Below are 19,912 nucleotides of genomic sequence, written 5' to 3' on the forward strand. Positions count from 1 at the left end.
AGGAGATTTTAAACTGTACCTACCAGGGCTAAGGCTTCCTGCTCACTCAGGTTGTGTACGTCAAGATTGGCTTGTATATAGCACTCGTCCCACCAGTAACCGGATTCGCTGTAATCCCACTGCCGGGTATGCCGATTGAAGAAGGCGCATTCGTAAACATTGCCGTCTTCATCCTCATCACCACGAATAATGATGTCTGGGTTACCGTCTACTTTCCAATATTGATGTTTCATCGTATCCCTGCTTTCGTTTGAATCGTACTGATGCCGGGCGGGGTCGGGATTTGCCTGCTTAATTCTACCATCTGACGCTGCAATTCGGCACGTCTTTCCGTGCTGGTGGAGATTTCCCGCGCCTCTTCGTAGAGTTTGTGCAACTCGTTATTCTTCAAATTGAAGCTCTGCTCGGTATGGAATTGCAGCTCGAATACCTGTCCATTTTTGATTATGGTCGTATTGATGCCTTTATACACTGCATTTTTACGCCAAGTATTCGACACCTTGTTGGTTTGGTAACCGCTGGCTGCCAGTTGCTCCTGCAACTGCCAATACTGGCTGACAAAACTCTCACTGTCCAACAACACCGTATATCTCAACACATCCGTGATATTAGCGGCGGCACGGGCCGGTGTTACATCACGCCTCCATGTTTTGCTTTCAATCTTGCGAATTAGGGATTCGCGGCCTTTGAAACGGTAATCCAACCCAGCCATACGTGCTTGCACGGCGGCAGCCATCCGTTGTAAGTCGCCCGTTATCACCGGCTCGATGGCGGCGGCCCGTTCCAACAACCCATCTGCTTCCGCAGCGATCTCGGTTTGTACTTTTTCCACCGTAGGGTTCAGGCTGCCGATTTCGTCCCGATACACCGCTTCGGTGTAACTGAAGGTATTCGGATGTGCCGGCCACGGGCATTCGTCCACCGGATACACGCCCTGACCCAGCCCGTATAAATCTGCTGCCGCATGCTCGTCGCAAATATCCACCCGCGGATGGCGCGGTGAAAGCATGAATCGCAGCCCAACCACATTCTCGTCCGCCCGCGCCAGCTGCTTGTAGCGCTCGCCGTGCGCGCGGTTGATTTCGGTGCGCAGCACGCGACGGAATTTCATGGCCGCATTGCCCGGATTGGCCAGCAATCCAGCTTCTAGGCGCCTAGCCACCGCACCCGCTCCGGCCTCATCCAGCGCCTGCTTCAATTCCGGTGTGATATTCAGGGTGCGCTGCAGGGCGTGTTCGGCATCCCAGCCGCGCTGCACTGCCACATCCACAACACTTTTCAGGTCGCGTGCGGCACCGGCATGGATACGCCACAGTCGCGCCGACAAGTTCAGCCCGTCCTTCTGCGGCGTATCCAGCAGGTGCCGCACCAGTAGCCGTTCTGCTTCCGGCTCACGCCGGCGGCCGCGCCAGCCCAATGCTGCTGCCGCCGCTGCGGCCAGCATGCCATCGTGCAGCAGTCTATTCTGTACCTGTTCCAGCTGCTTCAGCTCGCTATCCAGCAGGCGGTGGATTTCCGCCAATTCGGCAATGCCGATGTGCTCGTAATCGGCCACCTGCTGCCGGATGCGTTTCCCGGCGGCACGGTAGGCTGCCTGGCTGGACTGCTCCATCGCTGCCACCAGCGCCCAGGTTTCGGACAAATCAGGACGTGAATGCGGTGCGCGCGGAATATCATCCATGATTGCCCACGCTCGTCATACTCTCTCCCTTCGGTGCGTTGCCTGGCGTTACCTTCACGCTCGGCATATGTGCATCCTCTGGGTAAGGGTCGTAGTTCTTTTCATCGTTCTCACGCCGCTGTTCCACATCGGCCGGGTTGTAGCCCAGCTCCTCCCAAATCATCGACTGCGGCAATTGCAGTGCTTTCAGTTTCAGCGCCCGGTCGGTGGTCTGGTTCAGTGTTTCGGTGCGACGTTCGGCAAATGACACTCTGAAATTTTCCGTATCGGCGGGAATACCCTGCAGCAGTAAGTGCAACCGGAAGCCCTGCTGGTACACCATTGCCAGCACGTCCTGAATCTGATCCACTTCGTCGTAGTAGTCGCGCTTCAAGTCTTCCAAGATGTCGCGTGCCAGCCCGTCGGTATAGCCCGCCAGCCCTTTCGGCAAAGGGCTGCCTGAAAAAAAGCTGTCCAGCAAATACACCACATCGGCGATTTCCCCCATCGTGGCGTCGCCTTGTACCGCCTGCACCCCGCCCTTTTTGTTGCTGTAGAAGTCGGTGGTAATCTGGTCTTTGTTCGCCTCAGTATGCTGGCGGTACTCTTCCAAATCCTCCGCGCTCGCCCCTTCTAACACATGCGACAGGCGCATCGGGCTGCGGTGGTGGCGGCGGATCACTAAGTCGGTGTCCGTCAGCCGCAGTTTGCGCCAAATCTCGCGGCTGGCATCCAAAAACGGCCGGCCGAGAGAAGAAAGGTCGTCGAAGTTGTCCGGGTCTTGCCGCGCCAGTGTCAGCTGCCACAGCCCGAACACTGCTATGTCTTGACCATGTTGGAAATCGTATTGCGCATAAGCCGCCGCCACATCCTTGAAGCGGCCGTCGTTGCCCACTATTGGGCGGATGGTTTCCGCCGGCATGCGCACCGCTGCCACCACCTGCCCTTTATTATCCAGCACCCACTGCATCGGCAGGTTACCTTCCATCACCAGCCCGCGCGCATCCGATTTCAGTTTCTGTGCATTGTCCAGTTGCAGACGGCGTACGAATTCGCGCCATGCCTGCTGTACCCGCGCACTCGGGTCGGCCTGCAGCAGCACCAATCCGCCGCGGGTCACGTCGCGCGCCACCCGGTTATGGATGCGCTTTACCCGCCCGTCTTCGCGATCCATACGCCGGATATCCAACACCACTGAGCGGTAGTCGTAGTCGATAGTTTCCCAGCTGTATTCCAGCCGCTGCTGCCGCTCCGGCGTTGTCCGCACCCCGATTTCGCTGGTTATGCCGTGCGCTTCCTCACCGGTCAGCATGGCATCGGATTGGCTACGCCCGAAACGGCGCAGCAGCCTATTGATGATCCCCATTTTCGATTCGCTCCACTTTAACGATTGACCGCCAGCCTTCGATCAGTCCCGCCTCATATAACCGACGAACCATGTCGTCGTCCTCACCGAAGGCGGCAATCCATTCCGCCCGCTTACGGGCCACTTCGATTTTTTCCTGCTCAGAAAGAGGGCGGGGTGGCGGTCGGTTCAGTTTCATAATTGCCCCAGTAGTTGCTCTTGGCTGATGCGCCGCGTCAGTACCACGCCCGGCTGGTAAGCCTCAATACCGGCGGTAACCATTGCATATACCGCCGCACAGGCCGCATCAAACAAGTCGTCGCCGATTTTCGGGTTCGCCATCTTGTAGGTGTTGTAGGCAGCGTTTTTCGCCGGCGCCGATTTCACATTACCCAGTTGTCTGATAAACAGTGCAAAATCGCTGCTGTCGGCACCGATTTCATCCAATCTGCTCGGCCCCCAACTGGTATTTGCCGCGTTTTTTGTCCGTAGTGCGTCACTACCGTCGTCCACATACGGGATGGCGGCCTGCCCGTTATGAAAGGCGGTGCGCAGCAAGCTGGCCATATTGTGCTTGGTCATGCCCTCGAAACGGATCGGGGCAAATGGCCAGTGCATCCATGTCGAAGCAGTCGATTGCCCATCACCGATACTGCGTCGGTCTATATCGGTCAGACCGCGAGCAAACAGCATATCGTTCAGGTTGGTCAGCATACCCAAGCCATAGGCATCGCCCATCGCGTAATCCGGGCGGAAATACTCCCAAAAGCCGAACAGGTCACGCTGCACCACCGCATCATCAGTACCCGCCGGCCACGTTTTCACAAACGGGAAGGTAGCGAAATTCCCCACCTGCTCGCACACCACCAAGGCAGACTTGGATGCATGTGCGCTCTCGCCGTGGCCAGAATGGTCATAACCGAAACTGAGCAAACCTTTTTTGCGGTAGCGGCCGCCGGGCAGCGGGCAGGCTGCCTGCAAACCAGCCGACAAGCCCACCGCCATCGCCCGGCGGATGTATTTTTCCCAAATATGGTTCTGCGCCGAAGCGTTGATGCACAAGAACTGCCGTATCCACTCTGAATCCGGTAACTGTTCCTTCATCTCATCCACAAACGCCTGATTCAAAATCCCCAGTTCGATACCGAGATACACGTCTACCGGCGGCAATACATGGTAGCCGCCGGTATCAATCAACTGGGTCAGCACGTCCGCCCCTTTGTACACGCCGGTGATACGGATCTGCGGGTCGAAACTCACCGAACTATCCACCCCAAGGCGCCGAGCCGAACCCAGCATCGGCAGGAAGCGGGAAAATAGCCGGTCGGCCGGCATGTCGTCGATTTCTTCCAGCGAACCGATACTCAGGCCGTCACCGTCAATTTGGCTCATGATGCCGTAGCAGACGGCCTTACTGCCGTTGTGGAACTGGTAACGGGTATCGGCAATCTGTCGCCGCCCGGATTTATAGCCGATCCAACCACTCAAAATCGGGCTGCGTCGGATGGCATCGATGTGATACATCAGGTTGGTTTGGCTCTGCTGTAGGCGCGGCGCCACAATCCCTTCTTCTTGGAAAGGGGTAGTGGCCAAATATTCCAGGCAGTACATTTCTTTCACTGCAGTTTTACCGGTGCGGCGGCAGGAAAAATCCACCGTATTGCGGTGGTCGTCCATCTCCTGCATCTTCAACACCTGCATCGGGTCGAGACCGACGTTGTGCACATGCTTGTGCCACAGGGCATGCGGCTTGATGCCGGTAACCGGGTCGGGTCGGGCATAGCGCATGATTTCCTGCTCGGCGCTATGCTGTATTTGGATGCGTTGGGCGGCGGTCGTCATGCAGCCTCCGTCTGTGGAGCCAACTGCGCCAAATAGGCTGCCCATTCCTCATAGCAGTCGCGGCACACGTCCAAATATTGCAACTGCTCGTGCCCGTCCAATTTGGCGCCGCAGTCGGCACAGTATTCCGACGGCAACATCAATCCACCTTTAACCCGAAAAAACATACATAAAATACCGCGGCGAATACCAACCAACCGCAATGCGGTACCCGTTCTTTCGCCGATAGATAGGCTAAATACACGATTGCCACCTTGCTACCCAGAAACAGGGCGCTGATTGCAAACTCTTTCATGATTTATCCCCGTTCTGCTGCCGGTATTCAATCAACACCGGATCTTGTTGTAGCCGTTGGTTGGCGCGTTGTGCCAGTACCGATAAATCTTCCAGTGCTTTGGCACTGCGCTCGGAGAATTCCAAAAGCGACTGCTGGGTGGCGGCATCCTGTTTCAGGTGGCCTAATGCCTGCTCTTCCTGCTCGATGACTTTCGGTGTCATACCCATATCGGCCAGCGACAGACCGTTTTTGCTCAAGAAATCCTGCAGGCTGCGAATCAGCGGATGGGCGTGGACTTCGTAAATCACCTTCATCTCGCCGCTGGCCCGGTCGAGGTATTCGCCGATCACTACATTGCCTTCCTGATCCACCTTCCATGCCGGTGCGCGCAAAACCACCCCGTCCGCCACAATCGTCTGCAGTATCTGCTGGACGATGGCGGTGATGGCCGCCTGCATATCGGCATAAATCTCGGTCAAATACCGTGGGTCGCGCTGCTCGAACGCGGCGTGGTGCAGCATAAACAGCTGCGTCTGCTTTACACAGGCCGGCTGGCTGCGGCAGTACTCGCGATCCACGGTGCAGGTGCGGCAGGCCGGGTAGCCGTCCGGCTTGGCCGGGAAATAGGTGGCGGTGCGGGCATTCATGCCGTGCTTGAGCGCATTGAAGCGGGTCCTTCGTGTTTCCTCCGGCGTCGGGTGGCCTTCCAGATTCTTACGCACCGCCGCCTTGCCTTCCGGCGTCTTCGGACCGGTGGCATTTGCCCAGCCCTTCATCAGATTGCGGTGCCAGGCCGCCTGGGCACAGGTCTCCCCGCATTTCGGGCAGGCTGCCTGATAGGCAAACGGGTGCCACTCGCATTCAGGTGCATCCCGCACCGTCTGCGGGGCGCACTCGAAGGTGTGCTTGCAGGCGGCGCAGCGGAAAACAACGGTATCGAGGGATTGGGAAGAATGGTCGGTCATACGGGCATTAAACGACCAAAGACAAGAACAAAACAGGGGTATTTTTGGCACAGGATAGGCAGTAAAATCCACCCTACACAGGAAGGGAAATCATGAAACGAGCAATCATCTATGTGCGGGTCAGTACCACCCGCCAAGCCGACGAGGGCATTTCAATCGATGCCCAGACAGATCAATGCAAAAAGAAAGCCCAAGAGCTCGGTGCCAGCGTGCTGCAGATATTCCGCGATGAGGGTATTACCGGTACTTCGGCGGTGAAGAGGCAGGCATTTCAACGCGCGATTCATTATTGTGCGGTAAACGATGTGGACTACTTCATCGTCTGGTCCACCTCCCGTTTCGCCCGTAATAAGTTGGATGCCGCCCGCTACAAACTGCTGCTGCGTGAGAGCGGTACCCGCCTGGTATATGCATCGATGAATATCGATAGCGACACCGACGAGGGCTGGTTCACCGATTCGATTATGGAGATTATGGATGAGCAGGTATCGCGCCAAATCAGTCGCGACACCCGCCGCGCCATGTTGAAAAATGCGGAAGAAGGCTGGTTTAACGGCGGGCGTGCACCGTTCGGCTATCAAATAACCAGCCAGGGCAAACGCCGTAAACTGGTGCCGAACGATGCCGAAAAACCACTGGTGCAGGAAGCCTTCCGCCGTTTTGCGGCGGGGGAGGGCGCCATTGCCATCGCCCGCAGCTTTACTGGGCGCGGCTATACCCGGCGCGGGGCCGAATGGCAGGCCGCCAGTCTGTCGCATATGCTGAAAAACCGTGTCTACATCGGTCAGACCGTGTATAACAAACGCAGCGGCAACAAACCCAATCCGCCGGAAGAGTGGATTATTCGGCAAACCCACGAGCCGTTGGTTTCGGAAAAAGATTTCGAAGCCGTACAAAAACGCTACCGGCCGGATTATAAGCAAACCGGCAGCCCTTCCAGCCGTTTCCTATTCACCGGTTTGCTGCGGTGCGGTCACTGCGGCAAGGCCATGAGCATTGAAACTGCTACCAGTAAAACCAAACGTCGCTACAATTACTACAACTGCAGCGGCTTCAAGAAAGGTTGCAATTGCATATCGCGCCGCATATCGGCCGAAAAGCTGGATGACTACCTGCTAAATATTGTGGTCGACAAACTGCTTACCCAAGAAGTGGTCAGCGATTTTATCGGTGAGGCTTATCGGAAATACGTCGAAAAACGTACCAATAATGCCGAGCAGCGCAAACTACTGCAGCAAGAACTCACCGAACTGCGCCGCCGCCGCAATACCCTATTCGAACTGGTGGAATCAGGGCTGTCCGGTTCAGACAGCCGCTCTCTACTTGAGCGCGTGGCCGGTTATGATGAACGGGAACAAACCCTGCTCATCGAACTCGACAAGCTGGCGGGCGCGCCCGATGTTGATGCAATCCCGGAGATTGATGTCGACAGCGCATTACGCACACTGAAAACTATCCTCCTGAATACTGCAAATGAAAAAAAGCTCCGCATTTTATTGCAGAGCTTTATCAGGAAAATTGATATAAATCCCACTGAAGTGGTTATACACTACAACCCGGAACGAATTATCAATGATTCCATAGGGGTTCATAGTACGGAAAGCTGGCACGCCCAGGGGGAATCGAACCCCCGTTACCGCCGTGAAAGGGCGATGTCCTAACCGCTAGACGATGGGCGCGGATAAATTATGGCGCACCCGGAGCGATTCGAACGCCCGACCCTCTGGTTCGTAGCCAGATACTCTATCCAACTGAGCTACGGGTGCGCTGTGAAGTCTTGAATTGTATTTAGGATTAATTTCCAAGTCAAGCTATTTCGCCGAAAATATTCCCTATTCACGCACAATATTGTCTAGCTGTTTCATTCATCAGTAAAAATAAATGTTATATAAACCCTTTTTATCAACTACTTTTAAACTGTATAGCTTGGTTTCCAGGTAGCTTTCCCTGGCTTGCAGACTACCTATAACTTGGCAAATCCAACCAAACCCGCTATAACCCAGCTTCATCACCATCTACCCAATTCTGCTCCTCATGACCGAAACTTCTTCCCTCTGGCTGGCCAAACAGCTTATTGCCCGGGCCTCCATCACCCCGGATGACCACGGCTGTCAAGAGATAATTGCCGAACGTTTACGCGCCATTGGTTTTTCTATTGAACACATGCCCTTTGGCCGCACACAAAACTTATGGGCGCGGCGCGGCAGCGGTACGCCACTATTGTGCTTTGCTGGCCATACTGACGTTGTTTCGCCCGGCTCCGCTGGAGCATGGGCATCTCCGCCGTTCCGGCCCACCGAACGCAACGGCAAACTCTACGGGCGCGGCTCAGTCGACATGAAAACCAGCATCGCCTGTTTCATTACTGCCTGCGAGCGCTTTATTGCACAGCATCCACAATTTCCAGGCAGCCTCTCCCTGCTAATTACTTCAGACGAAGAGGGCGACGGCAAAGACGGCACCGTGCGCGTGGTGGAAACCCTGCGTGCACGCGGCGAGCATATCGACTACTGCATCGTCGGCGAGCCTACCGCTGAACACAACCTTGGCGACACCATCAAGAACGGTCGGCGCGGTTCACTTTCAGGTAGCCTCGCCATCCACGGCAAACAAGGACACATCGCCTACCCCCACCTCGCCGCCAATCCCATTCATCTGGCCGCTCCTGCTCTAGCCGAGCTCACTGCCGAGCATTGGGACAACGGCAACGCCTACTTCCCGCCCACCGGCTTCCAAATTTCCAATATCCACGCCGGCACCGGCACCACCAACGTCATCCCCAGCGAGCTATCCGTACAATTCAACTTCCGTTTCTCCTCAGAAACCGATGCCGCAAGCCTGCAACGCCGTGTAGAAGCCATATTGGATAAACATCATCTGCATTACAGCCTCCAATGGCAGATCTCCGGCCAACCCTTCCTTACCGAAGCCGGCTGCCTTACCCAAGCCGCCCAAGCTGCTATTGCCGAAGAATGCAGCATCCAAGCCGTCCTCTCCACCGGCGGCGGCACCTCAGATGGCCGTTTCCTCAAAGCCATTGCCCGCGAACTTATCGAACTCGGCCCAGTAAATGCCAGCATCCACCAAATCGATGAGCACATCGATCTAGCTGCCATCCCCCGGCTTTCTGCCATTTACGAAAATATCTTGCGCCGCTTGTTACTCGATTAAACCTGTTGGGTATTTCAACCCGAATGCCACAAAGTTTCAGATGGTCTGCTTAATCTACAGGCTACCTGAAAATTCAATGCACTGAAATAAAAAATAAAATTACAAGACCAAACAAAAGGCCGTCCCTACAAACTGGACAGCCCAACAATCATCACGACAGCTTAAGTCCGCTCGAACACAGCCCCCTTTTCTTCCACCACGCTCTCCGGCGGCAGCCCGCGCAGTTCGCCCATCTTGGCCGCAATTTGCGCCTGGGCGGCGGCGCATAACTCTTGCCGCGTTTTGCCTTCCGGCGAAATCGGTTCCAGAAAATACAGCACGCCTTCGCTGCGCTTTTGCGGCAGGATACGGCAGAACGATTCCCACAGGCTGATTTCGCCGCAATAGGCCATATCCGTGTTCGGGCTGCCGTCTTCATTTGGATAGTACACCAACACCGGCCACACCGGATATTTGCCGATGATGGCGGTATCGAATAGCCCGCTCTTAAACGGCTTGATGCCACGCCCGTCGGTGCTTGTTCCTTCGGGGAAGACAACCGCGTAATCCTTTTCCGCCAAAATCTGCAACAGCACATCCATCACTTGCTGTGATGATTGGCGGTTGCCGCGTTTGATGAATACTGTATCGACTCGCGCCACCAGCCAACCGATTACCGGCCAGTCGCGCACTTCTTGCTTAGCTACAAAGCGTACAGCCTGCACGGAGTTGATGAGGAAAATATCCAGCCAGGAGATGTGGTTGCCCACCATAAACTGGCCACCTTCGGCGAAAAAACGTTCTGCGCCGTGCACGGTCAGCTTGGTACCGAACACTTTCATGCACTGGCGCGACCAGCGTTGAATCCGCCATTGGCGTTTGGCCTTATCTTCACGGCCGAAAAACAAGGCTACCTGAAGGCAGCCCCACAACAAAATGGCAGCCACCCAAAATAGCCTGACAATCAGTCTGAGCCTACGCATCAGCTAACCTTGTCTTCTGATTTATTTAACAAAATGTTTGGCGTAACGCGGATGGATATTGGCCATCGGCATCATCACCAGCATATCGGCACTGCCGAAATCCTTATCCCAATGCGGTTCGCCGCAAATCCACACGCCGGCGCGCAGGTAGCCCTTCATCAGAGGCGGTGCCTCCACCTCCAAATCCTGCCGCAGTTCGTTCAGCGGCAGCGGCACTTTCGGGAACACGCGGTATTCCTCGGGTGAGTAATGGGTCTGTTTGAGCTGGTTAAACAGGCTGGCGGCATAATGCCCGCCGTCATCTACATGCACGCTGCCACAGCCGATCATGTATTCCAGACCATGTGTTTGCATGAAACTGATCAAACCCATCCACAGCAGTGAAATCGTGCCGCCGGTACGGTAGTCTTTATGTACGCAGGCGCGACCTAGCTCCACGGTTTTGGGCAGGATGTGGCGGATGCGGGAGAGGTCGAATTCGGAATCGGAATACCAGCCGCCGGCAGCTTGGGCCGCTTCTTCGGTGATTAAGCGGTAGGTGCCAATGATGCGACTGCTGTTTTTGTCGCGCACAATCAGGTGGCGGCAGAATTCATCATAACGGTCGATATCGCGGCCGTCTTCACTGTGTATGCCGGCGCCCATCTCGCGGCCAAAGATGTCGAAACGCAGGCGTTGCGCTTCTTCCACGGCATCTGCTTCGCGGGTTACACTCACTTCAAGATTGCCACCGTCTACCAGCAGCCATTCTTGGTTTTTTATTTGTTGCATGGGTTACTCCGGAAAAACGTGCCATTTCGCACAGCCTGAACTGTAAAGCCACATGGTGCAAGTGGCAAGTAAATTGTTTGCCTATGCGGCGGAAATGGCGGATTTTAACAAGGGTTTTGTTCAATAGGGGGGGAATAGCACACTGTAGATTATTCAAGAATATTGCCGGCCAAGTATTTAGTCTGGGTTACAGTTTGCACCTTCAGGTAGCCCATCAATCCATAGCTAACACAGGCTACCTGAAAGCTTGTCTGATCAGTCGAAAAAGTTTCAGGTAGCCTCTTACATTCGCCGTAAAAACTGTGCCGGCACTTCCTTAATCAGCCATACTTTATTGGCTGTTAAATAAAATATAAAACCCTGCTGACGCATCAGACCGGCTTGCACTTCCAACACCAACGGCTTGCCGTGGCGGCTGCCCACCGATACAGCCGTTTCCACATCACCCGACAAGTGCACATAATGCCGGTTGCCCGGCAACAAGCCTTGCTCTTCAATAGCTTCGGCAAAACGCTGCGCCGTGCCGTGATACAGGATTTCCGGCGGCTCGGTTTCGGTGTAGGCAATATCCACTTGTGCCGTGGAATGCCCTTGTTCGGCACGGATTTTGCGGCCATCGGCAGACAGCGTAAACCGTTTTTTATTATTGGTAGCCACCACTTCATGCAATAGCGGCAGGCTGATGTTGCGCCCGTGTGCCGCCGTTTGAGTTAATAGTTCATCCACATTAGCCCAGCCTTCGCCATCTAGTGTCAAACCGATGGCTTCGGGATGGTGGCGCAGGATATAACTGAGGAATTTGCTCACGTCGGCGTTTGATTTGTCCATTGTATTGCCTTTAAATCTGGTGTTTAGCTGTATTTTAAGTATCGCGCTGGGATTGAAAAACGGAAAATATTAAATGAGCCCTACCACATTCATCAAACCATACCGGCCTGATGCAGCGCTTGCTCCTAGCAATTAAGGCTACCTGAAAATAAAATAATTAAAGCAATTAAATCATTAAAACAGTGTGTTAAATACAAAAATCTATCCAGCACACCGTTTCAGGAACCCTACCCACAAAATGTTGTATCCAGCAGCACATCCGCCAAGTTCATCGCGATAGAACTTGAACTGAAAATGCTTTCTATGGTATAAAGCAAGTTTCGTTTCTATCTAATATTTTTTTGAAGTTTGGAGAATTAACCATGGCACGAGTTTGCAAAGTAACCGGGAAGCGGCCGATGTCCGGTAACAACGTATCGCACGCCAACAACAAAACCAAGCGCCGTTTTTTGCCGAACCTGCAATCGCGCCGTTTTTGGGTTGAGAGCGAAAACCGCTGGGTGCGCTTGCGCGTTTCCAATGCGGCTTTGCGTTTGATTGACAAAGTTGGCATTGATGCCGTTCTGGCTGATCTGCGCGCACGCGGCGAAGCCTAATCACATTATTTAAGGAATTAGAGTCATGCGCGATAAAATCAAGCTGGAATCCAGCGCCGGCACCGGCCATTTCTACACCACCACCAAAAACAAGCGGACTACCCCCGGCAAATTCGAAATCAAGAAATTCGATCCGGTTGCCCGCAAGCACGTGGTTTACAAAGAAACCAAGCTGAAATAATCTTCAGCCACGCTTTCTACCCAGACTGCATTTTCTGCTTGGCAGAGAATGCAGTTTTCTATATCTGCCCCACTAAGGGTACATCTGCCGTTAAATAGGGCAAATGCGCGTAATACCAATGCCCTGCCCGGCAAAGAGCCTGTATACTGTGCGCCGCTTTTTGCAAATCTAATGCTTGGCCAAGTTTGCATATCGTGTACCTTGCCGCCGTATCAAATACACCGCTGAAGCATATTTTGCAAATGAAGCGAACTGATGCTGCATGAAGTGATTTTTAGCCAGATAAAGGCTACCTGAAACCCCGCCAATCCCATGATTGCAGCCTGCTTCGGCAGACTGCGGAGCCCATTCCACTATGCTTTCCTTAGAAACTTGGATCGGCCTGCGCTATATGCGCGCCAAAAAACGCAACGGGTTGATGTCTGTTATCAGCATTATCTCGATTTTCGGTATTGCCACCGGCGTAACCGCGCTGATTGTGGTGCTTTCCGTGATGAACGGTTTTCAAAAAGAAATTCGCGGCCAGCTGCTGCAAGTTACCCCCCACATGCAGATGAGCTATCTACAAGCTGATCCGGGTGACACTTGGCAAGGCTTGGCCAAAATCGCTCAAGCCAATCCACGTGTGCTGGGTGTGGCGCCCTACGTGAGTGGGCAGGCGCTGTTGGCTAATTCCGGTGAGGTGCAGGGCGTGCAGGTAAAGGGGATCGACCCGGCTGAAGAACCGAAAGTGTCGGAATACGGCGAAAAGCTGCCCAATGAGCTGTATCAGCAGCTCAAACCTGGCCAGTTTGAAATGATTTTGGGCAAAGATATTGCTGATCGCTTAGGCGTGCAGCCGGGCGAAAAAGTTACTCTGATTTCGCCTGAAGGCAACGTTACACCGGTGGGCATGGTGCCGCGCATGAAGCAATTCACCGTGGCTTCCACTGTTTCCACCGGCATTTTCGCTGTGGATAACAGCTTGTCTATTATCCATATTGAAGACGCCAAAACCCTGTATCGTGCCGGGGATGGCGATGTTAGCATTCAGCTGCGCCTTTCGCAGCCGGAAACCGCACCCGACGTGACCGCCACTATTGTGCCCGCCGAGCAGCGCAACCGTATCGCCGCTTTCGACTGGACCTACCAAAACCGCGACTACTTCCAAGCCGTGGAAGTGGAGAAGAAGATGATGTTTGTCATCATGTTCTTCATCAGCCTTGTCGCCTCCATCAATCTGATTTCCACCCTCATTATGACTGTAACCGAAAAGCAGGCTGCCATCGCCATTTTGCGCACCCTCGGCCTGCCTCCGCGCGGCATCATGAAGATTTTCCTAGTACAGGGTACGCTCTTAGGTGTGGTCGGTACCGCTATCGGCGTAGTGCTGGGTGTAACCGTAGCGCTAAACGTAGGCGCTATTGTTGCCACCATCGAGCAGATGGCCGGTCGCAAGCTGGTTACTTCCGCCATCTATTTCATCGACTATATGCCTTCGCAAGTGAAGCTGTCTGATGTGCTAGCGATTATTGCTATTTCCCTCGGCCTCTCCTTCGTGGCCACCATGCTGCCCAGCTGGCGCGCATCCAAAACCCAACCCGCAGAGGCCTTGCGCTATGAATAAAGAAGCCGTTATCCAATGCCAAAACGTAGGCAAAACCTACGACGACGGCAGCCTCAAAGTAGAAGTGCTGCGCAATATCGATTTTCAGGTAGCCTCAGGCGAAGGCATCGGCATCATCGGCGCCTCCGGCAGCGGCAAATCCACCCTGCTGCACATTCTCGGCGGGCTGGATAAACCCACCAGCGGCGAAGTGAAAATCCAAGGTCAGGGCCTAAACAGCCTCTCCCAGGTGGCTATCGGCCAGCTGCGCAACCGGCATTTGGGCTTCGTTTACCAATTCCACCACCTGCTGCCCGAGTTTTCCGCACTGGAAAACGTGATGATGCCGCTTTTGGTGGCACACAAAAGCCGGGCCGAAGCGCAGGCTGCTGCTGCCGAAATTTTAGAAAAAGTCGGCCTTGGCAGCCGTATGACCCACCGCCCAGGTGAACTCTCCGGCGGCGAACGCCAACGTGCCGCCATCGCCCGCGCACTGGTAACCAAGCCCGACTGCCTGCTGGCTGACGAGCCCACCGGCAACCTCGACCGCAAAAACGCCACCCATGCATTGGAAATGATGCTGGAGCTCAAACATGAGCTGGGTACCGCTCTCATTGTAGTTACTCACGACGAGCAACTGGCCAAACGCTTCGACCGCGTGCTCACTATGGACGACGGCAGTTTGCGGGCTTGAATCTATCCAATAACTATCCAAGCCGCCTAGCGCATAACAAAGGCTACCTGAAAGCTCAAACTAGAAAGAGTTTGGCAATTTTCAGGTAGCCTTTGCCCATTTCCGAAAATGAAGGCATAAATCACCCTGCCCCGATAGCATTTCAGGTAGCCATTTATTTCAGATGGTATCGGGTTACCTGAAAACAGAGGTGATTTACTTATCCAACCGTTTCAATTGTTTGGTAGCATATTTATCATCTGCTGCCGCAGCGCAGCAGTAGTAGCGGACAGCTTTTTTCAGATGGCCTACATCTTCATACAGGACACCGAGGTTGGATAATGCAAGGATGCTACCCGCGTGGGCGGCGAGTTTGTACTATTTCTCCGCCAGTTTTTTGCTGCAGGGCACGCGCCTTTGCCGTTGTTAAAACCGAGGTTGTTACAGGCGGCGGCATCAACCTGCAAGGCGGTGCGGGCGTACCATTTGCGGGCTTTGGCGTGGTTTTGTGGCAGGCCGAGGCCTTTTTCGTATAGGTAGCCGATGGCTTCCTGTGCTTCGGCATGGCCGTAGTTGGCAGCGCGGTGGTAGTGCTTTTCAGCTTTGGCAAGGTTTGGCTTGACGCCGTAGCCGTATTGGCGGGCGCGGCCGAGGACGAACCAGTTGTTGGGGCAGCCTTTTTTGGCGAGTTTGCGGTAGGTGCGGCAGGCGGTGCTGGCTTCGGCCAGGTCGGCGGAGAAAGAGGCGCAATGGAGGTATTCGAGCAGGGTGGCGCGGTAGAGGGATTTGGGGTTTATGATTTTCCTTTAGAGGTGTTTTCAGGTAGTCTCAAGCACAGGCTACCTGAGACGTTTGGAGGGCATTCGTTTTGATTTTACTGAATACTGCCCTGATGCTGTTCAGTTTTGTTCCTACTTTTTTTAAGTAGCCTGCTCGGCCAACACGGCGGCGATGAGCTCTTGAGCGCCGTTGTCGGCCAGTTTTTTGGCTACGGCACGGCCGAGAGCATCGGCGTATTCGCGCAGAGCTTGGGCCTCTTCACGCAGGATGACGGAGCTGTCGGAATGGCAAACGGCGGGCAGTCTATCATAAAACGGCGGCGTGTTTGTGGGCGTTTTGCGCTGCCCGCTATATAATCTGGCCATCGTTCAACCACTTCAGGCGACCTGAAAAATGAAACGCCATCCCCTGTTGATTCCGCTGTCGCAAGACCACCACCATTCGCTGGCCATGTGTGCCCGCATCTTGCGCGACCCTGCCGCCGACCATCGTACCGATTTTGCCAAGCAGAAAGATGATTTGCTGGCGCATTTTGCCGAAGAGGAAGCGCTGTTTGCGCCGTGGTGGGATAAATTGGCACAGCCGGCCATGCAACGGCGTTTTGAGGACGAACATGCGCTGTTGCGCCAAATGCTGGCCGCGCCTCAGTTCGACAATCCCGGTTGGATGAAGACTTTTGCCGAAATCCTGCGCGGCCATGCGCGTTTTGAAGAGCGCGAACTATTTCAGGCGTTTCAGGAAATCTTGGGTGAAGAGGGAGAGGCTACCTGAAAATATTGTGTGGCTTGCCCAGTAGGGTTTCAGGTAGCCTTTTGAGTGGCTATATCATATAGAAAAACAAGAGCAAACTGCCGATATAGCAGTTTGCTCTTCACATACAAGTACGCCTTAGGCTGTCGGTTTGTCGTGCAGCGTGGCGGCATAGTAGGTGTTTTCCAGCAGGATGGCGATAGTCATCGGACCTACGCCGCCGGGAACGGGAGTAATCATGGAGGCACGCTCTTTGGCGGTTTCAAAATCCACATCACCACAGAGTTTGCCGTCTGCTAGCCGGTTGATGCCCACATCCACCACCACGGCGCCAGGTTTAATCCAGCTGCCCTGAATCAGCCTGGCTTTGCCCGTGCCCACTACCACTACGTCGGCTTTAGAAACCTCATGCTCTAAGTTTACAGTAAAGCGGTGGCATACGGTAACAGTGGCACCAGCCAACAGCATTTCCAGCGCCTGCGGGCGGCCAACAATATTGGATGCGCCCACGATTACCACTTTTTTGCCGCGCAGCTCCACGCCGTAAGTTTCTAGCAGGGTCATCACTCCTTTGGGTGTGCAAGGGCGCATTAGCGGCATTTTCATGGCCAGCCGGCCGATGTTGTAGGGGTGGAGGCCATCCACGTCTTTATCCGGCTGGATGCGCTCGATAACCGACTGGCTGTTAATGTGTGCCGGCAAGGGCAGCTGCACCAAAATGCCGTCCACGGTGGGGGCGGTATTGAGTTCGTCAATCAGCTGAAGCAGTTCTTCTTCGGTAGTGGAAGCGGGCAGCTCGTAGGAATGGGAATCGAAATTAGCCTTTTCACAGGCAATTTTTTTGTTGTGCACATACACTACACTGGCAGGATCACTACCAATCAGCAAAACAGCCAAACACGGGGGGCGCAAGCCTTGTTTGCGGCGCTCGGCCACTTTGTCGGCAAGTTTCAGCAGACGTTCGTTAGCAACGGCTTTACCATCGAGAATCTGGGCTGTCATGGATTGTTCCTTTTCTGTCGGGTTGGGTGGGGAAGTAAAATGAATTGGCTGAATGGCTGCCACGAATAGAAGTAGCAATCTATTGATAAAAAATAAAGATAATCCATGCAGCACTATGCGCTGCAGTCAGCAATTGTTAAGGTTTCAACGATTGTCGACGTGGCGATTATAGCATGTTGCTAATAACTCTTTTGGGCTGCTGGAAATCTTGCCCGTGTGAGTTTATTGTGCATAATACGTACTGGTGTTGTGAATTAGATATTCTATTAATAAATTGTTATTTAACATGAAATGTTATCCATGAAAGCAAGGCGACATTTAATTTTGAATCACCTGCTTGACAAAACAAAAGCAGCGTGGGTAAAATCCTTATTTCTTATCGGGGCGTAGCGCAGTCTGGTTAGCGCATCTGCTTTGGGAGCAGAGGGTCGTGAGTTCGAATCCCACCGCCCCGACCAAAGTTCTCTGAGAAATTGTGAACGACAGGATAGCGCCCGTAGCTCAACCGGATAGAGCACCCGCCTTCTAAGCGGGCGGTTACAGGTTCGATTCCTGTCGGGCGCGCCAAAAGTTTTATGGTGGCTGTAGCTCAGTTGGTAGAGCCCCGGATTGTGATTCCGGTTGTCGTGGGTTCGAGCCCCATCAGCCACCCCAAATTGAAAACCCGTATGCTGAAGCATGCGGGTTTTCTTTGTATCCCAAACTCGTTTTAAGCCCATTTGGCTCTTCTTTTTCAGGTAGCCTGTGCTAATTGTGCAAACATCGGACACACAATTTAACTGCGATTATCATCGCTCCATCCAGTAAATGCTTGCTTACGCTGTATTTTGCCGATATAATGCCATATTTCTAACCCCTTGCCCGCTGTTTTCGCATGACGGCGGGCTGTATTTAGCCATAAGGAGAGAACATGCGTCATTACGAGATTGTATTTATCGTTCATCCCGACCAGAGCGAGCAAGTACCTGCCATGGTTGAACGTTACAAAGCCCTGATTACCGAAACCGGCGGCCACATTCACCGCTTGGAAGACTGGGGTCGCCGCCAGTTGGCCTACCCCATCAACAAGCTGCACAAAGCACACTACGTGCTGATGAACATCGAGTGCACCCCGGCTGCCATCGAAGAGCTGGAAACCGGTTTCCGCTTCAACGACGCTGTATTGCGCCACCTGACCATCAAAATGGACGAAGCTGTTACCGGAGCTTCTCCTATGATGAAGGAAGAAAAATCCAAGAACCTGCTGAATGGCCAGCCTCAGGAAGAAGTTGCCACCGAAGCCTAAGTGTGAAATTTTGAACAATACTGTAAGCCTTACCGCCCGCATCAAGGATATCGATGCCTTGCGCTACACCCCGGCCGGCATAGCCGTATTGGGATTGGTTTTAGAGCATGAATCGTGGCAAACAGAAGCAGGCGAACATTATCTCGCCCGGTTTGAACTCCAGGCGAAATTAATCGGCAAACAGGCAAAATTCTGGCAATACAAAGCAGGCAGTATGGTGGATATATCCGGATTTCTTGCGGCTTACAGCCAAAAATACCGTCGCCCCATATTGCATATACAGACAATTATTGAAAATAAAGGTTGAATTGAGATGGCTCGTCAAACATTTAAACGTAGAAAATTCTGCCGCTTTACCGCAGAAGGCATCAAACAAGTAGATTACAAATCAGTTGATTTGCTGAAAGATTTCATTTCCGAAAACGGTAAAATCATCCCTGCCCGCATTACCTGTACCAAAGCCCATTATCAGCGCCAGCTGTCTGTGGCCGTAAAACGTGCCCGTTTCCTGGCTCTGCTGCCGTACACCGACCAACACAAATAATTAACGGAGAATTTATATTATGCAGATCATTCTGTTAGAAAAAATTGGTGGCTTGGGCAATCTGGGTGATGTGGTAACCGTAAAGAATGGCTATGCCCGTAACTTCCTGATTCCGCAAGGTAAAGCCAAACGTGCTACCGAAGCTGCACTGGCCGACTTCGAGGCTCGCCGTGCCGAACTCGAGGCTCGTCAGGCTGCAATCCTGGCTGATGCACAGGCTCGTCAGGCTAAACTGGAAGGCCAATCTATCACTATCGCCCAAAAGGCTGGCGTGGACGGACGCTTGTTCGGTTCTGTAACCAACGCCGACATTGTCGAAGCTATCCGTGCATTTGGTGTGGAAGCTGTTAAAGCCAACGTACGTCTGCCCAACGGCCCTTTCAAAGCAGTTGGTGAATACGAAGTCGAAATTGCCCTGCATGCTGATGCTGTAGCCAATATTACCGTGGTTGTTGTGCCGGCCACAGAATAAGCCCACGCTGTTATCTGCAACATCAAAAAGGCTACCTGAATATTTCAGGTAGCCTTTATTTTATTGTTTTTACTGTATAAGGGATAAATACGTTTTTTAATGTGGCTAAAGCAATTATTTTCATAAAAGTAAAAGGCCACGCGGCATAAACAGTATGGGTAGATAAGATGGCGAAATATAGCTAAATACTTATTTCTTCATCCGATGTTGGTTCACTTTGCGG

Annotated in this window: 22 protein-coding genes, 5 tRNA genes and 2 pseudogenes; 14 read left to right on the forward strand and 15 right to left on the reverse strand. The window is 53.4% G+C overall.

All coding sequences use genetic code 11. The annotated features are described in order from the left end of the window. Positions 1-8: 8 nt before the first annotated feature. The 7 genes from A7P96_RS01380 to A7P96_RS01405 all read right to left on the reverse strand — a co-directional run bounded on the left by A7P96_RS01380 (position 9) and on the right by A7P96_RS01405 (position 6,089). Entirely contained in the window at positions 9-233 is a 225-nt protein-coding gene (locus A7P96_RS01380; protein WP_064084032.1) for a hypothetical protein, read from the reverse strand. Then, positions 230-1,681: a hypothetical protein gene (locus A7P96_RS01385; RefSeq protein ID WP_067524149.1), complete on the reverse strand. Its 1,452-nt coding sequence runs from the start codon at positions 1,679-1,681 to the stop codon at positions 230-232. Before A7P96_RS01385 ends, A7P96_RS01380 begins: the two co-directional genes overlap by 4 nt. Beyond that, the gene (locus tag A7P96_RS01390; protein ID WP_067524151.1) at positions 1,674-3,026 is read right to left on the reverse strand and encodes a hypothetical protein; all 1,353 of its coding nucleotides are present in this window, start codon (positions 3,024-3,026) and stop codon (positions 1,674-1,676) included. Before A7P96_RS01390 ends, A7P96_RS01385 begins: the two co-directional genes overlap by 8 nt. Next, a complete protein-coding gene (locus A7P96_RS01395) occupies positions 3,010-3,204 on the reverse strand; it encodes a hypothetical protein (protein ID WP_067524152.1) in 195 nt (64 codons plus the stop codon). The genes A7P96_RS01390 and A7P96_RS01395 overlap by 17 nt, the downstream gene beginning before the upstream one ends. Continuing rightward, a complete protein-coding gene (locus A7P96_RS01400) occupies positions 3,201-4,847 on the reverse strand; it encodes a hypothetical protein (RefSeq protein ID WP_067524154.1) in 1,647 nt (548 codons plus the stop codon). The genes A7P96_RS01395 and A7P96_RS01400 overlap by 4 nt, the downstream gene beginning before the upstream one ends. Then, positions 4,844-5,014, reverse strand: a complete 171-nt coding sequence (locus tag A7P96_RS10565) for a hypothetical protein (RefSeq protein WP_156496231.1) — start codon at positions 5,012-5,014, stop codon at positions 4,844-4,846. The genes A7P96_RS01400 and A7P96_RS10565 overlap by 4 nt, the downstream gene beginning before the upstream one ends. A gap of 124 nt (positions 5,015-5,138) precedes the next feature. Next, positions 5,139-6,089 (reverse strand): hypothetical protein, encoded by a 951-nt coding sequence (locus A7P96_RS01405; protein WP_067524156.1) that lies wholly within the window; start codon positions 6,087-6,089, stop codon positions 5,139-5,141. Positions 6,090-6,181: 92 nt separating this feature from the next. On the opposite strand from A7P96_RS01405, the pseudogene A7P96_RS11465 reads away from it, so the two are divergent. Continuing rightward, a pseudogene (locus tag A7P96_RS11465) lies at positions 6,182-7,198 on the forward strand (recombinase family protein); the annotation flags it as partial. A gap of 495 nt (positions 7,199-7,693) precedes the next feature. On the opposite strand, the gene A7P96_RS01415 reads toward A7P96_RS11465, so the two are convergent. Both A7P96_RS01415 and A7P96_RS01420 read right to left on the reverse strand, forming a co-directional pair. After that, positions 7,694-7,768, reverse strand: a tRNA-Glu gene (locus A7P96_RS01415). A gap of 10 nt (positions 7,769-7,778) precedes the next feature. Next, positions 7,779-7,855, reverse strand: a tRNA-Arg gene (locus A7P96_RS01420). A gap of 268 nt (positions 7,856-8,123) precedes the next feature. Here A7P96_RS01420 and dapE point away from each other — a divergent pair. Further along, a complete protein-coding gene (dapE, locus tag A7P96_RS01425; RefSeq protein WP_067524160.1) occupies positions 8,124-9,260 on the forward strand; it encodes a succinyl-diaminopimelate desuccinylase in 1,137 nt (378 codons plus the stop codon). Between the two features lie 161 nt (positions 9,261-9,421). Here dapE and A7P96_RS01430 read toward each other — a convergent pair whose 3' ends face one another. The 3 genes from A7P96_RS01430 to A7P96_RS01440 form a co-directional block, all read right to left on the reverse strand. Next, positions 9,422-10,222 carry a 1-acyl-sn-glycerol-3-phosphate acyltransferase gene (locus A7P96_RS01430; protein WP_067524162.1) on the reverse strand — a complete coding sequence of 267 codons (801 nt, stop codon included), beginning with the start codon at positions 10,220-10,222 and terminating at the stop codon, positions 9,422-9,424. A gap of 21 nt (positions 10,223-10,243) precedes the next feature. Continuing rightward, positions 10,244-10,993: a GNAT family N-acetyltransferase gene (locus tag A7P96_RS01435; protein ID WP_067524164.1), complete on the reverse strand. Its 750-nt coding sequence runs from the start codon at positions 10,991-10,993 to the stop codon at positions 10,244-10,246. A gap of 282 nt (positions 10,994-11,275) precedes the next feature. Beyond that, a complete protein-coding gene (locus tag A7P96_RS01440) occupies positions 11,276-11,821 on the reverse strand; it encodes an RNA 2'-phosphotransferase (protein WP_067524166.1) in 546 nt (181 codons plus the stop codon). A gap of 362 nt (positions 11,822-12,183) precedes the next feature. Here A7P96_RS01440 and rpmB point away from each other — a divergent pair, with 362 nt between their 5' ends. The 4 genes from rpmB to lolD all read left to right on the forward strand — a co-directional run bounded on the left by rpmB (position 12,184) and on the right by lolD (position 14,877). Continuing rightward, a complete protein-coding gene (rpmB, locus tag A7P96_RS01445) occupies positions 12,184-12,417 on the forward strand; it encodes a 50S ribosomal protein L28 (protein ID WP_035579964.1) in 234 nt (77 codons plus the stop codon). Positions 12,418-12,442: 25 nt separating this feature from the next. Further along, complete coding sequence (gene rpmG / locus A7P96_RS01450; protein WP_003822324.1) at positions 12,443-12,598, forward strand: 50S ribosomal protein L33; 156 nt, start codon at positions 12,443-12,445, stop codon at positions 12,596-12,598. A 355-nt stretch (positions 12,599-12,953) separates the two neighbouring features. Then, complete coding sequence (locus A7P96_RS01455; RefSeq protein ID WP_067524168.1) at positions 12,954-14,204, forward strand: lipoprotein-releasing ABC transporter permease subunit; 1,251 nt, start codon at positions 12,954-12,956, stop codon at positions 14,202-14,204. Then, positions 14,197-14,877 carry a lipoprotein-releasing ABC transporter ATP-binding protein LolD gene (gene lolD, locus A7P96_RS01460; protein ID WP_067524170.1) on the forward strand — a complete coding sequence of 227 codons (681 nt, stop codon included), beginning with the start codon at positions 14,197-14,199 and terminating at the stop codon, positions 14,875-14,877. Before A7P96_RS01455 ends, lolD begins: the two co-directional genes overlap by 8 nt. Positions 14,878-15,164: 287 nt before the next feature. On the opposite strand, the gene A7P96_RS10115 is transcribed toward lolD, so the two are convergent. Both A7P96_RS10115 and A7P96_RS01470 read right to left on the reverse strand, forming a co-directional pair. Then, complete coding sequence (locus A7P96_RS10115) at positions 15,165-15,656, reverse strand: tetratricopeptide repeat protein (RefSeq protein ID WP_369799130.1); 492 nt, start codon at positions 15,654-15,656, stop codon at positions 15,165-15,167. A 120-nt stretch (positions 15,657-15,776) separates the two neighbouring features. Beyond that, positions 15,777-15,929: pseudogene (locus A7P96_RS01470) on the reverse strand (hydroxymethylbilane synthase); the annotation flags it as partial. 100 nt (positions 15,930-16,029) lie between these two features. Between A7P96_RS01470 and A7P96_RS01475 the strand changes: the two are divergent. Further along, complete coding sequence (locus A7P96_RS01475) at positions 16,030-16,407, forward strand: hemerythrin domain-containing protein (protein WP_067524174.1); 378 nt, start codon at positions 16,030-16,032, stop codon at positions 16,405-16,407. 117 nt (positions 16,408-16,524) lie between these two features. On the opposite strand, the gene folD is transcribed toward A7P96_RS01475, so the two are convergent. Continuing rightward, positions 16,525-17,388: a bifunctional methylenetetrahydrofolate dehydrogenase/methenyltetrahydrofolate cyclohydrolase FolD gene (gene folD / locus A7P96_RS01480; RefSeq protein WP_067441431.1), complete on the reverse strand. Its 864-nt coding sequence runs from the start codon at positions 17,386-17,388 to the stop codon at positions 16,525-16,527. A gap of 380 nt (positions 17,389-17,768) precedes the next feature. Between folD and A7P96_RS01485 the strand changes: the two genes are divergently transcribed. The 7 genes from A7P96_RS01485 to rplI all read left to right on the forward strand — a co-directional run bounded on the left by A7P96_RS01485 (position 17,769) and on the right by rplI (position 19,689). Next, positions 17,769-17,846 (forward strand) — tRNA-Pro (locus tag A7P96_RS01485). A 32-nt stretch (positions 17,847-17,878) separates the two neighbouring features. Next, positions 17,879-17,955, forward strand: a tRNA-Arg gene (locus tag A7P96_RS01490). 11 nt (positions 17,956-17,966) lie between these two features. Continuing rightward, positions 17,967-18,042, forward strand: a tRNA-His gene (locus tag A7P96_RS01495). 256 nt (positions 18,043-18,298) lie between these two features. Beyond that, on the forward strand, positions 18,299-18,673 hold the full coding sequence (gene rpsF / locus A7P96_RS01500) for a 30S ribosomal protein S6 (protein ID WP_067524176.1): 375 nt from the start codon (positions 18,299-18,301) through the stop codon (positions 18,671-18,673). Between the two features lie 10 nt (positions 18,674-18,683). Beyond that, positions 18,684-18,980: a primosomal replication protein N gene (priB, locus tag A7P96_RS01505; RefSeq protein WP_067524178.1), complete on the forward strand. Its 297-nt coding sequence runs from the start codon at positions 18,684-18,686 to the stop codon at positions 18,978-18,980. Between the two features lie 6 nt (positions 18,981-18,986). Continuing rightward, entirely contained in the window at positions 18,987-19,217 is a 231-nt protein-coding gene (gene rpsR, locus A7P96_RS01510) for a 30S ribosomal protein S18 (RefSeq protein ID WP_067441425.1), read from the forward strand. 19 nt (positions 19,218-19,236) lie between these two features. Further along, positions 19,237-19,689, forward strand: a complete 453-nt coding sequence (gene rplI / locus A7P96_RS01515) for a 50S ribosomal protein L9 (RefSeq protein ID WP_067524180.1) — start codon at positions 19,237-19,239, stop codon at positions 19,687-19,689. Positions 19,690-19,912: the final 223 nt, after the last annotated feature.

This window comes from Eikenella sp. NML03-A-027 (genome assembly GCF_001648395.1).
Lineage (GTDB): Bacteria > Pseudomonadota > Gammaproteobacteria > Burkholderiales > Neisseriaceae > Eikenella > Eikenella exigua.

Coding starts and splice junctions, on each gene's coding strand:
- A7P96_RS01380 (WP_064084032.1), bottom strand. CDS start 233: ATGAAACATCAATATTGGAAAGTAGACGGTAACCCAGACATCATTATT.
- A7P96_RS01385 (WP_067524149.1), bottom strand. CDS start 1,681: ATGGATGATATTCCGCGCGCACCGCATTCACGTCCTGATTTGTCCGAA.
- A7P96_RS01390 (WP_067524151.1), bottom strand. CDS start 3,026: ATGGGGATCATCAATAGGCTGCTGCGCCGTTTCGGGCGTAGCCAATCC.
- A7P96_RS01395 (WP_067524152.1), bottom strand. CDS start 3,204: ATGAAACTGAACCGACCGCCACCCCGCCCTCTTTCTGAGCAGGAAAAA.
- A7P96_RS01400 (WP_067524154.1), bottom strand. CDS start 4,847: ATGACGACCGCCGCCCAACGCATCCAAATACAGCATAGCGCCGAGCAG.
- A7P96_RS10565 (WP_156496231.1), bottom strand. CDS start 5,014: ATGTTTTTTCGGGTTAAAGGTGGATTGATGTTGCCGTCGGAATACTGT.
- A7P96_RS01405 (WP_067524156.1), bottom strand. CDS start 6,089: ATGACCGACCATTCTTCCCAATCCCTCGATACCGTTGTTTTCCGCTGC.
- dapE (WP_067524160.1), top strand. CDS start 8,124: ATGACCGAAACTTCTTCCCTCTGGCTGGCCAAACAGCTTATTGCCCGG.
- A7P96_RS01430 (WP_067524162.1), bottom strand. CDS start 10,222: ATGCGTAGGCTCAGACTGATTGTCAGGCTATTTTGGGTGGCTGCCATT.
- A7P96_RS01435 (WP_067524164.1), bottom strand. CDS start 10,993: ATGCAACAAATAAAAAACCAAGAATGGCTGCTGGTAGACGGTGGCAAT.
- A7P96_RS01440 (WP_067524166.1), bottom strand. CDS start 11,821: ATGGACAAATCAAACGCCGACGTGAGCAAATTCCTCAGTTATATCCTG.
- rpmB (WP_035579964.1), top strand. CDS start 12,184: ATGGCACGAGTTTGCAAAGTAACCGGGAAGCGGCCGATGTCCGGTAAC.
- rpmG (WP_003822324.1), top strand. CDS start 12,443: ATGCGCGATAAAATCAAGCTGGAATCCAGCGCCGGCACCGGCCATTTC.
- A7P96_RS01455 (WP_067524168.1), top strand. CDS start 12,954: ATGCTTTCCTTAGAAACTTGGATCGGCCTGCGCTATATGCGCGCCAAA.
- lolD (WP_067524170.1), top strand. CDS start 14,197: ATGAATAAAGAAGCCGTTATCCAATGCCAAAACGTAGGCAAAACCTAC.
- A7P96_RS01475 (WP_067524174.1), top strand. CDS start 16,030: ATGAAACGCCATCCCCTGTTGATTCCGCTGTCGCAAGACCACCACCAT.
- folD (WP_067441431.1), bottom strand. CDS start 17,388: ATGACAGCCCAGATTCTCGATGGTAAAGCCGTTGCTAACGAACGTCTG.
- rpsF (WP_067524176.1), top strand. CDS start 18,299: ATGCGTCATTACGAGATTGTATTTATCGTTCATCCCGACCAGAGCGAG.
- rpsR (WP_067441425.1), top strand. CDS start 18,987: ATGGCTCGTCAAACATTTAAACGTAGAAAATTCTGCCGCTTTACCGCA.
- rplI (WP_067524180.1), top strand. CDS start 19,237: ATGCAGATCATTCTGTTAGAAAAAATTGGTGGCTTGGGCAATCTGGGT.